This window comes from Pseudomonas sp. B424 (assembly GCF_055408345.1).
Window position 1 is genome coordinate 25,402 of record NZ_JBUZTL010000021.1, and the last position, 16,835, is coordinate 42,236.

The window sequence follows — 16,835 nt, forward strand, 5'->3', positions numbered from 1 at the left end:
ATGCTTGAGGCTTCAGGGCCTCGGGCAGCCTTGCTCTGGCAAGGTTTGCGGCACATTTGTGCTGTTCCGAACTCTGGCCGCTGCCTTGCAGCGGCTTTTGTATTTTCTGAAATAACGAAGTGGAGAGCCGCATGGTTCCCGTAATCGCCCTGGTGGGCCGACCAAACGTCGGCAAGTCCACCTTGTTCAACCGCCTGACCAGGACTCGTGACGCCATTGTTGGTGACTTGTCCGGTCTGACCCGTGATCGCCAATACGGTGAGGCCAAGTGGCAAGGGCGTTCCTACATTCTGGTCGACACCGGCGGTATCTCCGGTGACGAGCACGGTATGGACGAAAAGATGGCCGAGCAGTCGCTGCTGGCTATCGAAGAAGCTGACGTCGTTCTGTTCCTGGTAGATGCAAAAGCGGGTTTCACAGCCGCTGACCAGATGATCGGCGAGCACCTTCGCAAACGTAACAAGCGTTCTTATGTGGTTGCCAACAAGGTCGACAACATCGATCCGGAACTGGCGCGTGCAGAATTTGCACCGTTGGGCATGGGCCATGCGATCCCGATCGCAGGTGCTCATGGCCGTGGTATCACCCAGATGCTGGAAATCGCCTTGAGCGACTTCCCTAAAGATCCGGAAGAGGAAGAAGAAGGCGAAGCCGAAGTCGTTCTTGAAGGTCAGGAAGCCAAGCGCATTCCCGGCCCAAGCGAAAAAGACGGCATCAAGATCGCCATCATCGGTCGTCCTAACGTCGGCAAGTCGACCCTGGTCAACCGCATGCTCGGTGAAGACCGGGTTATCGTTTATGACGAGCCAGGCACCACCCGTGACAGCATCTACATCCCGTTTGAGCGTAACGACGAGAAGTACACGCTGATCGACACCGCCGGTGTGCGCAAGCGCGGCAAGATCCACGAAGAAGTCGAAAAATTCTCCGTGGTCAAAACCCTGCAAGCCATCAAAGACGCCAACGTGGTGATCTTCGTGATGGATGCCCGTGAAGGCGTGGTTGACCATGACCTGAACCTGTTGGGCTTTGCGCTGGAGGCCGGTCGGGCTCTGGTCATCGCGATCAATAAGTGGGACGGCATGACCCCAAGCGAGCGCGATTTCGTCAAAGTCGAGCTGACACGTCGCCTGTTCTTCGTCGACTTTGCTGACATCCACTTCATCTCGGCGCTTCACGGCACTGGCGTGGGTAACCTGTACCAGTCAGTGCAGAACTCATTCAAGTCGGCGGTTACCCGCTGGCCGACCAACCGTCTGACCCAGATCCTGGAAGATGCGGTTGGCGAGCACGCGCCACCGATGGTCAACAGCCGCCGGATCAAGTTGCGCTATGCCCACTTGGGTGGTGCTAACCCGCCGATTATCGTGATCCACGGTAACCAGGTTGAGAAGGTTCCGAAGTCTTACGTCCGTTATCTCGAAAACACCTACCGTCGTGTCTTGAAGCTGGTCGGTACACCGATTCGCATCGAGTTCAAAGGTGGCGAGAACCCGTACGAAGGCAACAAGAATTCGCTGACTGACCGTCAGGTAAACAAGAAACGCCGCATGATGTCGCACCACAAGAAAGCCGAGAAGAACCGCAAAGACAAGCGCTAATCTCGCAAGCTAAAAGCGTAATGAGAAAGGGTCCGAAAGGGCCCTTTTTCGTGTCTGACGTTTGGGCTATCCTCGACGGGTCCTGTGCCGCAGTCAGTGCCGGGAACTCAACAGGGAACGGCCATGATCACCAGCAAGTTGCCGAACGTCGGCACCACCATCTTCACGCGTATGTCGCAGCTCGCGACGCAAACCGGCGCCATCAACTTGTCTCAGGGCTTCCCTGATTTCGATGGCCCGCAGGCGTTGCGCGATGCTGTTGGCCAGCATATCGCCAGTGGTCATAATCAATACTCCCCCATGACCGGTTTGCCCGCCTTGCGCCAGCAGGTGGCGGCAAAAATCGCCCGCAGCTACGGTGTCCACGTCGATGCCGACACCGAGGTGACGATCACCCCCGGTGCCACTCAGGCCATCTTCTGCGCGATTCAGGCGGTGGTTCATGCCGGTGATGAAGTCATCGTGTTTGACCCCTGTTACGACAGCTACGAGCCCTCGGTCGAGCTGGCCGGTGGCCGTTGTGTGCATGTGCAGTTGGGGCTGGATGATTTCTCCATCGACTGGCAACAACTCGAAAAGGCACTGAGCCCGCGCACACGCATGATTATCCTCAACAGCCCGCACAACCCGAGTGGTGCCCTGATCAGCCGCGCTGAACTGGACCAGTTGGCCAGGCTCATTGCCGACCGCGATATCTACCTCATCAGTGATGAGGTGTATGAACACCTGGTGTTCGATGGCGTGCCCCACGTCAGTGTTTTGTCCCATCCCGAGTTGTACCATCGTGCCTTTGTTGTCAGCTCTTTCGGCAAGACGTACCACGTGACAGGCTGGAAAACCGGTTACGTTGTCGCGCCGCCGGCCCTGACGGCTGAGATGCGCAAGGTTCACCAATACGTCAGTTTTTGCGGTGTTACGCCATTGCAGTATGCGTTGGCCGACTTTATGGCGGCTCATCCTGAGCACGTTGAAGAGTTGCCGGCGTTTTACCAGGCCAAGCGTGACCTGTTTTGTGATTTGCTGAGCCCATCGCGTTTTACCTTCAAACCGGTGGCAGGGACCTATTTCCAGTTGGTGGATTACTCCCTGATTCGTCCGGATCTCAATGATGTCGACATGGCCGAATGGCTGACCCGCGAGCATGGCGTGGCGACTATCCCGGTTTCGGTGTTCTACCAGACCCCACCCCAAGGGCAGCGGCTGGTTCGCCTTTGTTTTGCCAAACGCGAGGAGACGCTGCGTGCAGCGGCAGAAAAACTATGCGTGATCTAAGTGGTGTACCCGATTTAACCGTAGCCTTGGTGCAGACCACGCTGGTCTGGCACGACCGCGAGGCCAACTTTGCGCACTTTGAAGAGTTGCTGGAACAGGCTCAGGGGGCAGATCTGGTGGTCTTGCCCGAGATGTTCACCACCGGCTTCAGCATGGACTCCAAAACCCTGGCAGAGCCCGAACACGGCCCTGCCAGCAAGTGGTTGCAGGCGCAGGCCAAAAAGCTCAACGCGGTAATCACCGGCAGCGTAATTGTGAAGGCGGCCGATGGCAGTCACCGCAACCGGCTGTTATGGGCGCGTCCTGACGGCGAAGTATTGCACTACGACAAGCGCCACTTGTTTCGGATGGCGGGGGAGCACGAGCACTTCACCCCTGGTGAGCGCCAGGTGCAGTTCGAAGTCAAAGGCTGGCGCATTCGCCCACTGATTTGCTATGACCTGCGCTTCCCGGTGTGGAGCTGTGACCCGCACGACACTGACCTGCTGCTGTATACCGCCAACTGGCCGGGCGCGAGGCGGTTGCACTGGAACCGTTTGCTGCCTGCACGGGCGATTGAGAACCTGTGCTATGTCGTGGCGGTTAACCGGGTGGGGACGGACGGCAAAGGTCTGGTCTACACAGGGGACAGCCAGATACTCGACTTCCAGGGCGAGTCGTTGTTGGGTGCAGGGGAGGCGGACGGCGTGTTCACCGTGAGCCTGAGTGCGACGGAGCTGAGCGCTTACCGCAAGCGTTTCCCGGCGAACCTGGATGCGGACGATTTCGAGCTGCGCTGATGTGTGGAAGCCGTTATCAGACGTTGTGTACGACGTAAAACCTGTGGGCGCGTGGCTTGCCCGCGATGGGATCACCGCTGTCTGCCTGCCTGCCAGACCGCACCGCCTGAATCGCGAGCAAGCCCGCTCCCACAATTGCCCTTGAGGTTATACAGCTTTGTACACATGCCATAAAAAGCCCCCAAGGCTCTCACCTTGGGGGCTTTTGTGTTTCTGGCAATCGCTTACGCGGCTTTCGCCTCGGTTTCGCTCAGGGAGCGGTTCAGGGCGCTGAAGAGTGCCTTGAAGCTTGCCGTGGTGATGTTTTCATCAATACCCACACCGTGTACGGCACGTCCGCCATTAACCCGCAGTTCAATGTAGGCCGCCGCTTTGGCGTTGGTGCCAGCGCCAATCGCATGCTCGTTGTAGTCCATTATCTCGGCATTGACCGGCAGACCAGCTACCAGCGCTTCCAGCGCGCCGTTGCCCTTGCCGCTCCAGCGCAGGTTGGTTTCGCCATCGCCCTTGGCCGACACTTCAACTTCGACTGCGCTATGGCCGTTCTCTTCCTGCAAACGGTGGCTGACCAGCGCGTAAGGGGTATTGGCCTGCAGATACTCGGTGCGCAGCAAGTTGTGGATCTGCTGAGCCGTCATTTCCAGGCCCAAGCGGTCGGTTTCGCGCTGAACGACCTGGCTGAACTCGATCTGCATGCGGCGCGGCAAGCTGATGCCGTATTCCTGCTCCAGCAGGTAAGCAATCCCGCCTTTACCCGACTGGCTGTTAACCCGGATCACGGCTTCGTAGCTACGGCCGATATCAGCCGGGTCGATTGGCAAGTACGGCACTTCCCACAAGGCGTCCGGCTTTTGCTGGGCGAAGCCCTTGCGGATGGCGTCCTGGTGCGAGCCGGAGAACGCGGTGTGTACCAGATCGCCGACATACGGGTGACGTGGGTGAACCGGGATCTGGTTGCACTCCTCGACGACTTTGCGCACGCCGTCGATATCGGAGAAATCGAGCTCAGGGTTCAGGCCCTGGGTGTACATGTTCAGTGCCACAGTCACCAGATCGACGTTACCGGTGCGCTCGCCGTTGCCGAACAGGCAGCCTTCAACGCGATCAGCGCCGGCCATCAGGCCCAGCTCGGTGGCGGCTACGCCGGTGCCGCGGTCGTTGTGGGTGTGCAGGCTGATCAATACGCTGTCCCGGCGATTGATATGGCGACCGAACCATTCGATCTGGTCGGCATAGATGTTCGGGGTGGCGCACTCAACGGTCGCGGGCAAGTTGAGGATCATCTTGTGTTCAGGTGTCGGGTTCCAGACCTCGATCACCGCGTCACACACTTCCTTGGCGAACTCCAGTTCAGTTGCGCTGAAGGTCTCTGGCGAGTACTCGAACGTCCACTGGGTTTCTGGCTGCTGGGCGGCGTATTTGACGAACAGCTTGGCTGCGCTGACCGCGATTTCTTTAACGCCGTCCTTGTCCTGGTTGAACACGATGCGCCGGAACGACGGGCTGGTGGCGTTGTACAAGTGGACGATGGCTTTTTTCGCGCCACGCAACGATTCAAAGGTACGCGCGATGAGGTCTTCACGGCCCTGGGTCAGCACCTGGATGGTGGTGTCGTCCGGGATATGGCCGTCTTCAATCAGGGTGCGCACGAAGTCGAAGTCAGTTTGCGATGCGGCCGGGAACGACGCCTCGATTTCTTTAACGCCAACACTGACCAGTGTCTTCCAGAAACGCAGCTTCTTCACCGCATCCATCGGCTCGATCAGCGACTGGTTGCCGTCGCGCAAATCGGAACTGCACCAGACAGGCGCGCTGGTGATGGTTTTCGAAGGCCAGGTGCGGTCAGGCAGGTCAATGACCGGGAAGGCGCGGTATTTGGAAGACGGGTCTTTGAGCATGGTCATCAGGCAATCCTTATTGTGCAAGCCGTACACGGGGCGGCTAGCCGAAAAAATACAAAGCAAAAGGGCGAGGCACCGCAATTAGCTTTGCAGTCGTGCACTGACTAGGCAAAGGCTGCGATGTTGACGAAGCAGGATGAGGGTATGTGATGTGTTCATGACCTCAACCCTAACCATTGGTGAGAAGGATGGCAAGCAGGCAAAAAACATTGAGAGGAATGCTCGAATATGGCGAATATTCGGGTTTTTATCGCGAATTTTATATGAGGTTGTCTCATTAATTGCGCACCTTTAGCGCTTGGCATACATCTGGTGCTTCTTGAGGCAGGCCGTGTCAGTCAGCCCTGGTTGAACCTGATGAGTGCGCTTGCAAGCAGTCAGAAATTTCAGCGCCGAAAAACTGTGACCGGTCAGTATCACAAACCGTGAAAACCTATGAAAAGCCTTGTGTTTCGGTGCTTAGGCATGAGCATTGATGAGGCTTTTCACTTCATCGCACCAATCGCCGTAATACTTGATTCCACTTCCACAGCAGCTTCACAGGCTCTGTAGAAAACAGTGATCAGCAGCCGAGTATTACCATGCGAATTTATAGCTATCTCTTTCTGATGATGGGGTGCGGTTGGGGTTTGACTGCGCCGGCAATCGCCTCGCCAGCCATCAATCCGGGGTCGATGTTCGGCTTTCTGGATGACGGTAAAAGCGCGGTCCTGAAGCGCATTTATAACTCTGGAACCAGTACCGCATTCGTGAAAGTGGTGGTTCAGGAAATTATCTACGACGCCCAGGGCAAACCCGTCGAACTGCCACCCAAAGCGCTCTCTGATGCGCCGCTGGCCGAGCAGAACACGCTGCTGGCGAGCCCGGCCAGGATGATTATTCCAGCCAATGGCATGCAATCGACCCGACTGTTGTTTATGGGCGGTCGTGACCATGAACGGTATTACCGGGTTCGATTTATTCCTGTGTTGCCGTCCAGTGCGGACACTTTTGATCAGAGTGCCGATGATCAACAGACCTACAAGAACGATCTGGCTGCGCAAGTAACCCTGTTGACGGGGTTCGGCACGCTTATGTTTGTCAGGCCGGACAAGGTCAAGTTTGATACACGACTTAAAGATGAAAAGACGACCTACAGCGTCCATAACGCAGGCAATAGTGTTATTGCCCTGGATTTCGTTAAAAGTTGCCATGTCGAAAAAACTACCGAGTGTTCGGCCATCGCTCAGCATTACGTATTGCCCGGTAAAACCTATACGTTTACCAAAACACAAAACAAGATTCACAGCTTTGTGCTTCAAGAAGGCAATGCTGAACGCAAGGTATCGTTTACCAGTGCTTGAATTTTAATTGCATATAAATGATGTATCACCCCCTGACTATAAACCTGAAGAAGGAAGCAAAAATGCAACGCACTTTTATGGCTACTGTTAGCCCACTGGCCCTTGCCTTGTTAGCCACCCTGGGTACGGCACAGGTCTCTGCGGCTGATCCAATCGAAGTACAAGTTCAATTGGTTGCCAGTGTTCCATCCACCACGTTTCATGTTGTACCGGCAGAAACCGGCTGGATCGGTGTGGCGCAACGTATGGAGTGGACGCCTAATCCCGCTACCGGGCGTGGCGAGCTAAGCACCCTGCGTAAAGCCTTTGACGTCAGAAACAGCTCGGGTGCCATTGCCGCACGCATTACCGATGCCAACGGAGCTTATCTGTTCAATGGCGCTGCCATGATTCCGCTCGACGTTCATTTCAATAACAAGGAGCTTAATAGCTTCAGTCAGGAGTTTATCAACGCCACTGAAGCGGCTGCCGGCAAACGCGTAGACCTGACGATTGCGGCCGTAGAGACAGGCAATGATTTTGTACCGGGTGAATACAGTGGCATCGTCAACATGACCTTCGATGCGGTGCCTCCTGTTACGCCTTAAGCCGTCTTTAGTAATGCCTGAGCTCTAAGACTCTCTTTCCTGGCGGTCGAACAACGATCGATGCTCTCGGCCGCCTGGAAAGTGGAGTTGTGCGGGTTTTACATAAACGATGTCAGTTTGTCTGGATAATAACTATTGAACTCTTTAATGGGTCGTGCCCTGATTGTTGGCTACTCGATTATTCTGTCGACGGGCCTTAACGCTGAGGTTAATTCACCGTCCAAGTTGGGTGTGTTAAGTCAGGCAGCGTCTTTACCTGATGGTTTTCAGGAACATTTTTTCGATGTGCCTTTAGCCGTGCGTATCGATGTAAACGCAAAGTTGCTTGGCGATGCCCTGGTCATTCTCGGTCGTGATGAAAAAATTCGATTATTGAGTTTTACCGATACGCAAGAAAGTGCATTGCCTGAGGCCGAGCGTGCCCAATGGCTGGATCAGTTATCCACACCTGTAGCGCTGGGTAGCTGTACTGACAATTGTGCAAACGGCTTGGTCGCCTTGCATTACAACCTGCAAGACTCACAGCTTTCGATTTTGACGGATAACGCCGAGCATGAAGGCGATTCTGCCCAGTACCACAGCCTGCCCGTAGGCGGCAGTGCCGGTCTGATTCTGCACAACCAATTGAACATTGCCCGCAGTGGTGGCTCCGAAGCCAGCATGGCGGCGCGTTATAACGTCCAGGCCAACAGCAGCATCGGCAACTGGACACAGGTTGCTTCGGCCGAACTGGCACGTACCGGTGAGCCCGACTCTCCCACCTATCACTCTTTGAACCAGCTCTACGGCCAGCGCGAGTTTGCCGGCAACTTTTTCCGTCTGGGGTATTTCACGCCGGATGCGCTAGGGGTTTATCGACGACCGCGCAATTTTGGCGCCAGCCCTGATACCACCCTTGGTTTCATGTACGGAACCAGCGACAGCCTTGCCGTCAACAGCGCAAGCCCCAGCACCTATCCCGTCTATGTCACGCCTAGTCGCCAAGGGCTTGTGGAGGTATATCGCGATGGTGTCCTGATTTACAGCCAGGCCGTTGCCAGTGGTTTGCAGACACTCGACACAAGGCGCTTACCCGGGGGGATTTACCCCGTACAGGTGCGCTTGATCGAGGATGGCCAAGTCACTTCCACGACCGAAGAGGTGATCTATAAACCGAACAACTGGCGCAATGCCGATCAACCCTGGCGCTACAGCGTGTTCGGTGGCAAACGACGTCAGTTGTTCAATAACTGGGGCGATGACGTTCAATATGATCAGGGTTTGACCTACGGGGTTCTGCTCAATTACCTGGTGCATCCCCGAGTCATTCTGGGGGCTGACGCCCAGCGTGTTGCGCAAAAAATGCAATACGGCGGGTCAATAGACTGGAGCCTGTCAGACAAGATCAGTCTCTATAGCAACGTGTATCAAACGTCTGACTACGGTACAGGAATGGATATTCAGGCCCGTTATCAATATCACAGCGGCAGCGTGATGTTTTCTCACTCGCGTTCCTGGCTTGATACCCGAAATGATATCGACTACCTGGACACCGTCGCGATTCGCCCAAAAAACCGCTTCAACGGCCGTACTCAAAACACAGCGCTGTCGGTTACTCAGCGTTTGAGCCTGACCAGCAGCCTCACGGGTCGGGTCAGCCACAGTAGCGGCAATACCAACGGCACCGGGGTTGATCTGAGCTGGTTACGCAGGAGCACGCTGTTTGGCAGCGATGTGAACTGGCAGGTATCGCTGTTTGACCGCCCCGCGAGCATCAGCACCGGGAGCCAGCGTAATCGCGGGATCGACCTGAGCATCAACCTGGCGCTGGGCAACCCGGGCGGCAGCTTCTCGGCCAGTATCGGTAGTCGCACCTCCCGTGATGGCGAGCGCGAACTTAATGGTTCATTGGGTTACAACAAGGTCCTGGACGGTGATTTTTTCAAAAGTTACTCCACCAGCCTGACGGCCGACAGTTACGGCGCGGGCTTGAGCGGCGCCACTCAATTTGAAACCCGAGTGCTTGATGGCGACGCCTACGCACAGCGCTCTTCCTATAACGGAGAGGTCAGCGGTGGCTTGAACCTCAGCAGTACCGTGGCCGTCGGGGCAGGGACTGTGGCTGCCAGCGGCAATTTCTATGGTGATGACGGGGCAATGATCGTCGACCTGGATTCGGACATCGACAACCTGGTATTACGCGCCGACGACATGAGTGGCAGTTATGGCGCAGAGCTCAAACCCGGCAGAAATATTGTGCCGGTGGGCGCATATAAAAGTGGCACGGTGCGCTTCGATTTCAATGGCAGTGATGCCTATGCCGCGTCGATACAACCTCCCCAGACGCGCTACCACCTCAATAAAGGTGGCGTGATGTATCAGAAAGTGCGCGTACTCAAAACCTTGTCGGTACTGGGACGTCTTGTCGACCCCCAGGGCAGACCCATGGCAGGCGCACATATCCTTAATCATGCCAGCAGCGGTGTAACAGAGGCCGACGGTTTTTTTGTGCTGGAAATGAGCGAAGCGTCACCCAGCCTGGAAATAAATCATCGGGGGCAGCCTGCATGCAGTGTCGTCCTGGAACCGGGCAAACATAAACGTGAAAACAATGTGTTGCTGGTCGCCGATATCGTCTGTCACCCAACATCAGTGGGCGTTGCGAAAGGGCCGTGAATGGACAGGTCACTTGAATACGGATGCTCTGTTAAATAGCAATGAATACACGGGGCACAAGGAGCGTGTGATTCATAATTTTGAACTGAGTAATTATTATGCGCATGGCATTACTTTTTAACTCCCAAAGTTTTAGACGTTACCGGTTGGCGCTGGTATTGATGAGTTACGCGTTATCGACGTCAGCGTATGAAAAAACCATTGAGGCGGTGTATACGCCCGATCCGAACGGTTCAAGGAGCTCGGCCTTTGTCATCGTCACGCCTGGCGAAGGCAAGTGTTCGTCGCCTAGTTCCAGTTACTGTAACGGGGCACTGGGTATGATGTGGCCGGTTGTTTTTGAGTCGCCGGCGGGTATTGACGTTGCGGCAAATGCGAATGATCCAAGGCAGGGGGCGTACTTCAAGATCCCCTTGGGTTGGCGCAGTGTAATGTTGGTCAATAATAAAACCGGCTCACAGGCTGAATTAAAAGTTCGGGCAGTCGCAATGGGGGCTCAATACCATTTGATCCAGCCGGCGGCGGAACTGTCTCCGGGTGGTCCTACGGCACCCAACCTGGGGCATGGATTGCTCTGGCAAGGAGGAGCGTGGCATGAGGGGTTGGGGTCATGTTATTCATCAAGGCTGTGGTATTTAGCGCCCAAAGCCCATGAGTTTTTTTGGCACTACCGCAGCAATGACACCTGTACCAAAAAAGCGTTATTCGAAATCCCGGGTCCTTTTATTTATAACCATACCCAAACCGCGTTTGAATTTGTCATGCCTAACCCACTGGACATGGAGCCTGGGGAATATGCTGCCAGTACTGTTTACAACGTGGGGCCGGGCCAGGATTTTGACCTCGGTGAGTTGATGTTGCCTTCTGATAGTGTCCTGGCCCTTAACTTCAGGTTTTCCGTAAACAGTGCGTTAACGGTGGACTTTCCACCGGGTTCACAACGGGCGGTCTTGCAACCCAGAGAAGGTTGGCAAGGTTGGCTTAACTCGGGACGCAAACCTCCCGGTTTGAGTGCGTTTCAGAATTTTAAACTATCGACTTCAAGCCACTTCAAAATGTACCTGGACTGTCAATATTCGATTGACGCGGACTGCGGTATTTACGCCGAGTCAGCCACGAAAAATGCCCGGGTGGCGGTGGATACAACGGTGAGTTTTCCGGCCGGTATCACGTTAAGCCCGGGCAGGCGTACGGCGATTAAAGTTCCCTTGGCCCAGGGCATGCACAATGCAGTAAGTTTTGAAGTTGACGGGGTTCAACTGTCGCGGGCGGCGAGCATGAATTATGAAATACAACCCGAGGTGACAGCACTCATGGTTGAAAATCCGGGCAGTACTTACAGTGGCGTGGTCACGATTATATTTGATGTCACTACTTAGCGGGCCGTTCTATATAAAGGTCGTTGCGGCTGTTTCAGCGCGACGACGTGATTATTTATAAGGCCTGCATCGCTATTCACTATCGGGGAGACATACCGTGCGGTTGTTTATTTTTTTTGAGTCGTCAGCTTTTTTTTTGGCAGGTCTGATTTTTTTGTGTGCGCAGGGACTGTTCAGCGTTCAACCGTTGAATGCAGCAGAGCAGGAAATTACGGCAGTGTTTATGCCCGACCCCGCAAATCCTTCACATAATAAGTTTGTTAATACAACACCGGTGACGGGCTATTGCCTGATACTGCCAGGTCAATGCGAAGCCAATAACTTTTCGAGTGTTGACTTCCCGATTGATTTCGATGCGTCAAAGGGGCTTGACCCGGACGAGGCGCTGGCAGACAGGCGAAAAGCGGCTTACATGCTAATCCCGTCGACCTTTCGCACCGTGCCCATTACCAATGATCAAACCGGAGCGAGTTCCGAGGTGCAATGGCGGATCTCGGGTTTCGGCGGGCGCTATATTTTGAGCAGCGGCACCTGGCATGGTCACTTGTGGGGATCGACCTGGGTAACGGCGCCCAGCCCTTGCACCTATGGCGGCGTGGGCAGTGGCAATGCCACTTTTTATGATTACTTCTGGAAGGTACCGCAGAGTGCAACCACGGCTTGCGTGAAAATGCCCAAAGTCGAGATTCCGGCGCCTTTCAGGTACCGCAACATGAACATCAGTTACGAGATGCTCACGCCAAACCCTTTGGCCATGGAAATGGGCACTTACTCCGGTAGCATCACCTATGGCATAGGCCCTGGTCAGGATTTTGACTTTGGCGACATCATGCTGGCGAGCGATGATCACATCACCTTCAACTTCAAGCTGTCGGTTAACCACTTGCTCAATGTCGAGTTCCCGCCCGGCGCAAACCGTGTGGTACTGCAGCCTGAAGGCGGCTGGCAAGGATGGTTCGATACCGGGCGACTACCGCCATCCTTATTCGCCAACCATGACTTTAAAATATCCAGCTCCGGCAAGTTTAAAGTCTATCTGGAGTGCCAATACGTCGTGGAGAGCACCTGTGGCATTCGCCCGTTAGCGCACGAACAACCCGTCGTGGGGGTTGATATTGCACTCACTTTGCCCGCCGGTATCGTGGTCGATTCAGGGGGGCAGCCTGCGCATCGAGTGCCGCTCGGTAGCGGGGAGCAGAGTGCGGTGGTGTTCAGTACGCAAAGCAGCCAGTTTTCTCGAAAGGCTACCCTGCACTACGTCATTCCCGGCGTAGCGAGCGCATCCATGCTCAATTATCCAGGCACTACGTTTACCGGCAGTGCCACGATTATTTTTGATGCCGATATTTAAGCGCCTGGGCCTGATTAATATTACTGTCCCTTGAGCGACTTACCCCCGATAACAATAAGACTGGTGGGCGATAAACAGCGGCCCTGCTTATAAGTGGGCGGGTTGTTTTGTTTAAATATTAAGGTGTTGAAAATTCCTACTTTAAGCCTGGATTAAAACGCTGAGTTGACAAGTTTATTGTGGGCGTTTGTTCGACGTGTGTATTGATCAAGAGGGTGTTTATGCTTGATTGTGCATGGGCAGGCCTCGCGCTATGTCGCTGTGTTAAGTGATTGATGTAGAGTGTTATTTAATTCGGCATTTGAAATGGCGGAACATTACACTCCGTCTACTCATTTTATAAGGCTGTAATACCATGGCCCGTTACTTGATAGCTGGCGTAATGTTATTTGATGATGAGTTGTATGAAGTGTCAGGTGCGGGTGACGTTGTTCAGTCCGTTATGCTCGGGGCGGCAGCCAGCCGTTGTTTTTCGACGTTACTTGAGGCTCAGGGCTCCATCGTTACTAAAAAGGAGCTGTTGCATGCGGGGTGGGAACGCTACGGGCAGCAGGTGTCGGCCAATAGCGTCAACCAGTCCATTGCGCAAATCCGCCGTTGTTTATCCTCCGTGGGGCACTGCGATTACGTGGTCACAGTGCCGCGCATTGGCTACAAAGTCAGCGATGCCTTGTCAATTGAGAAACTGGGTGATTGTACGCAGCCTGTTGCAGGTGATGAATGCAGCGCCGGGCGCGATATCAAACCGTTACTGGTCATGTTGGGTGATCAGGTTGCCGTACCTGCGGACAAAAAGCACAGCCGGCGCAAGTATCTGTTTCTGGGCGGGTTGTTGCTGTTCAACATGCTCCTGGCCTTTGGCTGGCAAGCGATGAAGTTGAGTTCGCCCCTGTCATCGGCCATCGAACTCAGTTACTTGCCGGTACCTGGGGAGCGCAGCCTGCATTTGTTTTCGGCGCCGGGTTTAAACGCCAACCCTGAGCGCGTTAATGCCCATTTGCTCAAGTTGAAGGAGAAGCCTCCAGCCTTCACGGCGTTGGCGAGTTATCCATACGTGTATTTGAATGGTGCGCTAAGGGATGACGTTTATGGATATTTCTTATGCCGGGACCCGATAGAAATCAGTGTGTCGGGGTGTATTTCCTATTTTGTCGTGGATGGGCCCGAATCATGATGGCTGCAAAGTCGAGTGCGCCGGGGGTTCTGTTTATTACGCTAATCCTTTTACCTTGGCTGGTCGCGACCTGGCTTTACTCTGCTGGTCGAGTGGTATGGGAGTGCCATCTGGATTTTGAAATGCTGGTAACGTCATCCGATCAAACAGCCGAGCGAACGTTGGGTTCATACAGTCAGTTTTTTTATGGCAATAACCAGGGCTTCTCACGGATCAGCGGCCGCAAAGTGCAGCTCGTGAAAAATGACCAGACCCAGGTACACAACTTTCATCGCTTTATTGATTTCAAGTATGTGCAGGCGGGGCCTTATCTGAAAAACAGGGTCACCAAAATGACGCGCAAGCAGGGAGACACGCTCAGTGATGACAAGCCACTGGTATTCATGAGTGCGCCGGGGGAGGACGTTTATCTCCAAGTGTTGAAACTGGGCCCCAACACTTATTCGTTTGGCCGCCTTGGCATGCCACGCCAGATCTGCCAGGGCAGGCAAGGGTGGTTGATGCCGCGTTTACGTTAAGGCTTAAAGGCACCGATAAAGATCGCCGGGTCGACCCGGGCATCATTCAGGCTGATGTTCCAGTGCATATGCGGGCCGGTGGCACGGCCGGTTGAACCGACTTTGCCGACCACATCGCCGCGCGCCAGTTGCTGGCCCACTTTGGTATCAATCTTCGACATGTGGCAGAACATGCTGATAAAGCCCTGGCCGTGGTCGACAAACACGGTGTTGCCATTGAAGAAGTAATTGCCGATCAAGATCACCTTGCCTGCAGCCGGGGTCTTGATGGGCGTGCCTGCCGGAACGGCGAAGTCCAGGCCCGCGTGGGGGTTACGCTCTTCGCCATTGAAAAACCGGCGTACACCAAACTTGCTCGACAGCGGCCCGTTGACCGGTTTGTCCAGCAGCAGGTTGCTTGGCGTGTTGGGACTGAAGGTGCGGTAGGCCTTGATCTGGATCGCCAGTTCGTTGTCGATGCGCTTGATGTCCGCCGGGTTGGGATTGACCTGGCGCTGGTTCTTGAGCGTGATCCGCTGCTCGGGGTATTTCTTGTTGCCCACGGTGAAACTCAGGTCGCGCCCGTCGCTGCTGATGCGCTGGTTGCCGGGTTTTACGCTCAACGGGATACCGACAATGGCGCGCCAGGTGTCCTGCTCCTTGATCACCAGTACCGGCTTGCCGTCATAGGTAGCCTTGGGGGCCAGGGTTGCGGTGCCCAGCTCGATCACGGCAACCCCGCCCGGCACCGGTTTATTCAGTTGGCGGGTGATGTAGCTGTCGGCGGCGTGAGCATTGAGGGTCAGGCAGAGCAACAATACGGCAGGGAGAAAGCGCGACATCAGTTAATCCAGTAAAGAAAGGGTGACGGGCGTGAGGTGGTTGTCCTCGACGCGTACTTGCAGTTCGCCTTCACCCAGTCTGGCCTTGAGGCGCTGGCCGTTTTGGGTTTGATCGGCACTGCGAATGGCGTTGCCGCGTTCATCGAGCAAGATGCTGTAACCACGCCCCAGGGTCGCCAGCGGGCTGACCACATGCAGGGTTTGCATCTGGCTTTGCAGTTGCAGTCGACGACCTTTGAGGCCTTCGCGCATGGCTCTTGGCAAGCGCTCGGCCAGGCTGTCCAGGCGCTGGCGCAACATGGCCAGCTGGCGCCCCGGATGCTGGGCGGCCAGACGGGTTTCGAGGCGGATCAAGCGTTCGCGGCGAGTGTTGAGGCTGCGCTCGAATGCCCGGCGCATGCGCATGTCCAGGTCATCCAGGCGCTGGGCTTGCTGGCGCAGGCGCTCGCCGGGGTGGCGCAAGCGACGGGCCAAACCATCCAGGCGCAGGCGGTCGCGCATCAAGCGGTCGTGGATGCGCATCACCAGACGGCGGTGCAGGCTGTCGATACGGCGTTGCAGGTCGCTGGAGTCCGGTGCCAGCAACTCCGCAGCAGCCGACGGCGTTGGCGCCCGTACGTCAGCCACGAAGTCGGCGATGGACACATCGGTTTCGTGACCCACGGCACTCACGATTGGCGTGATGCAGGCATCAATGGCACGGGCCACGACTTCTTCGTTAAAGCACCACAGGTCTTCGAGCGAACCGCCGCCCCGGGCCAGGATCAGCGCATCAAAACCCCGGGCATCGGCAAGCTTGAGAGCCCGCACAATCTGCGCCGTGGCTTCGCGGCCTTGTACGGCGGTGGGGATCAGGGTCAGTTCGACTTGCGGTGCCCGGCGGCGAAACACGCTGATGATGTCGCGAATCACCGCGCCCGTGGGCGAGCTGACAATCCCGATTCGTTGCGGGTGAGCGGGGAGGGCGACCTTGCGCTCGGGGCTGAACAGGCCTTCGGCGCTGAGTTTCTCTTTCAGGGCGTCGAAGGCCAGGCGCAGCGCACCATCACCGGCGGGCTCTACAGTGTCGAGAATCAGCTGGTAATCGCCACGGCCTTCAAACAACGAGACCTTGCCGCGCACCTTGACCGCCAGGCCGTCTTTCAGGGCCTGACGCACCCGCGCCGCGTTGTTGCGAAACAGCGCGCAACGCACCTGGGCACCGCTGTCCTTGAGGGTGAAGTACACATGGCCAGAAGCCGGACGGGCGAGGTTGGATATTTCGCCTTCGACCCAGATGTTGCTGAACACGTCTTCGAGCAACACCCGCGCCCGGCCATTGAGCTGGCTGACGGTCAGGACTTCTCGGTCGAGGTTGAGTCTTGCAAAGGGGTCTTTAATCATGCGGGCCATCATAAGGGTGGATTGTTCTGTCTGCACCTGCCCGGTTAAAGTCCGCGCACAAAAAAACAGGG

The 16,835-nt window shown here is 55.6% G+C and carries 13 protein-coding genes; 10 read left to right on the forward strand and 3 right to left on the reverse strand.

The genetic code is table 11. The features are described from left to right. Positions 1 to 131 precede the first annotated feature (131 nt). The 3 genes from der to ACZRMS_RS20405 all read left to right on the forward strand — a co-directional run bounded on the left by der (position 132) and on the right by ACZRMS_RS20405 (position 3,652). The gene (gene der, locus ACZRMS_RS20395) at positions 132 to 1,601 is read left to right on the forward strand and encodes a ribosome biogenesis GTPase Der (RefSeq protein ID WP_261741065.1); all 1,470 of its coding nucleotides are present in this window, start codon (positions 132 to 134) and stop codon (positions 1,599 to 1,601) included. A gap of 123 nt (positions 1,602 to 1,724) precedes the next feature. After that, the gene (locus ACZRMS_RS20400; RefSeq protein WP_463996793.1) at positions 1,725 to 2,873 is read left to right on the forward strand and encodes a pyridoxal phosphate-dependent aminotransferase; all 1,149 of its coding nucleotides are present in this window, start codon (positions 1,725 to 1,727) and stop codon (positions 2,871 to 2,873) included. Continuing rightward, the gene (locus ACZRMS_RS20405; protein ID WP_463996794.1) at positions 2,861 to 3,652 is read left to right on the forward strand and encodes an amidohydrolase; all 792 of its coding nucleotides are present in this window, start codon (positions 2,861 to 2,863) and stop codon (positions 3,650 to 3,652) included. Before ACZRMS_RS20400 ends, ACZRMS_RS20405 begins: the two co-directional genes overlap by 13 nt. Positions 3,653 to 3,876: 224 nt before the next feature. Here the strand turns inward: ACZRMS_RS20405 and leuA are convergent, their stop codons facing one another. Continuing rightward, positions 3,877 to 5,556, reverse strand: coding sequence for a 2-isopropylmalate synthase (gene leuA, locus ACZRMS_RS20410; protein ID WP_463996795.1), 1,680 nt, complete (start codon positions 5,554 to 5,556; stop codon positions 3,877 to 3,879). 578 nt (positions 5,557 to 6,134) lie between these two features. Between leuA and ACZRMS_RS20415 the strand changes: the two genes are divergently transcribed. From ACZRMS_RS20415 to ACZRMS_RS20445, 7 genes are all read left to right on the forward strand, one after another. After that, positions 6,135 to 6,896: a fimbrial biogenesis chaperone gene (locus ACZRMS_RS20415; RefSeq protein ID WP_463996796.1), complete on the forward strand. Its 762-nt coding sequence runs from the start codon at positions 6,135 to 6,137 to the stop codon at positions 6,894 to 6,896. A 62-nt stretch (positions 6,897 to 6,958) separates the two neighbouring features. After that, the gene (locus ACZRMS_RS20420) at positions 6,959 to 7,483 is read left to right on the forward strand and encodes a CS1 type fimbrial major subunit (protein ID WP_463996797.1); all 525 of its coding nucleotides are present in this window, start codon (positions 6,959 to 6,961) and stop codon (positions 7,481 to 7,483) included. A gap of 147 nt (positions 7,484 to 7,630) precedes the next feature. Further along, positions 7,631 to 10,138 carry a TcfC E-set like domain-containing protein gene (locus ACZRMS_RS20425; protein WP_463996798.1) on the forward strand — a complete coding sequence of 836 codons (2,508 nt, stop codon included), beginning with the start codon at positions 7,631 to 7,633 and terminating at the stop codon, positions 10,136 to 10,138. 98 nt (positions 10,139 to 10,236) lie between these two features. Continuing rightward, positions 10,237 to 11,517 (forward strand): hypothetical protein, encoded by a 1,281-nt coding sequence (locus tag ACZRMS_RS20430; protein ID WP_463996799.1) that lies wholly within the window; start codon positions 10,237 to 10,239, stop codon positions 11,515 to 11,517. Positions 11,518 to 11,614: 97 nt separating this feature from the next. Then, positions 11,615 to 12,868, forward strand: coding sequence for a hypothetical protein (locus ACZRMS_RS20435; protein WP_463996800.1), 1,254 nt, complete (start codon positions 11,615 to 11,617; stop codon positions 12,866 to 12,868). A 355-nt stretch (positions 12,869 to 13,223) separates the two neighbouring features. Then, a complete protein-coding gene (locus tag ACZRMS_RS20440; RefSeq protein ID WP_463996801.1) occupies positions 13,224 to 14,042 on the forward strand; it encodes a winged helix-turn-helix domain-containing protein in 819 nt (272 codons plus the stop codon). Beyond that, a complete protein-coding gene (locus ACZRMS_RS20445; RefSeq protein ID WP_463996802.1) occupies positions 14,039 to 14,560 on the forward strand; it encodes a hypothetical protein in 522 nt (173 codons plus the stop codon). The genes ACZRMS_RS20440 and ACZRMS_RS20445 overlap by 4 nt, the downstream gene beginning before the upstream one ends. Here the strand turns inward: ACZRMS_RS20445 and ACZRMS_RS20450 are convergent. Continuing rightward, on the reverse strand, positions 14,557 to 15,381 hold the full coding sequence (locus tag ACZRMS_RS20450) for a peptidoglycan DD-metalloendopeptidase family protein (RefSeq protein WP_463996803.1): 825 nt from the start codon (positions 15,379 to 15,381) through the stop codon (positions 14,557 to 14,559). The genes ACZRMS_RS20445 and ACZRMS_RS20450 overlap by 4 nt on opposite strands. A 3-nt stretch (positions 15,382 to 15,384) precedes the next feature. Then, positions 15,385 to 16,764, reverse strand: a complete 1,380-nt coding sequence (gene xseA, locus ACZRMS_RS20455) for an exodeoxyribonuclease VII large subunit (RefSeq protein ID WP_463996804.1) — start codon at positions 16,762 to 16,764, stop codon at positions 15,385 to 15,387. Positions 16,765 to 16,835 lie beyond the last annotated feature (71 nt).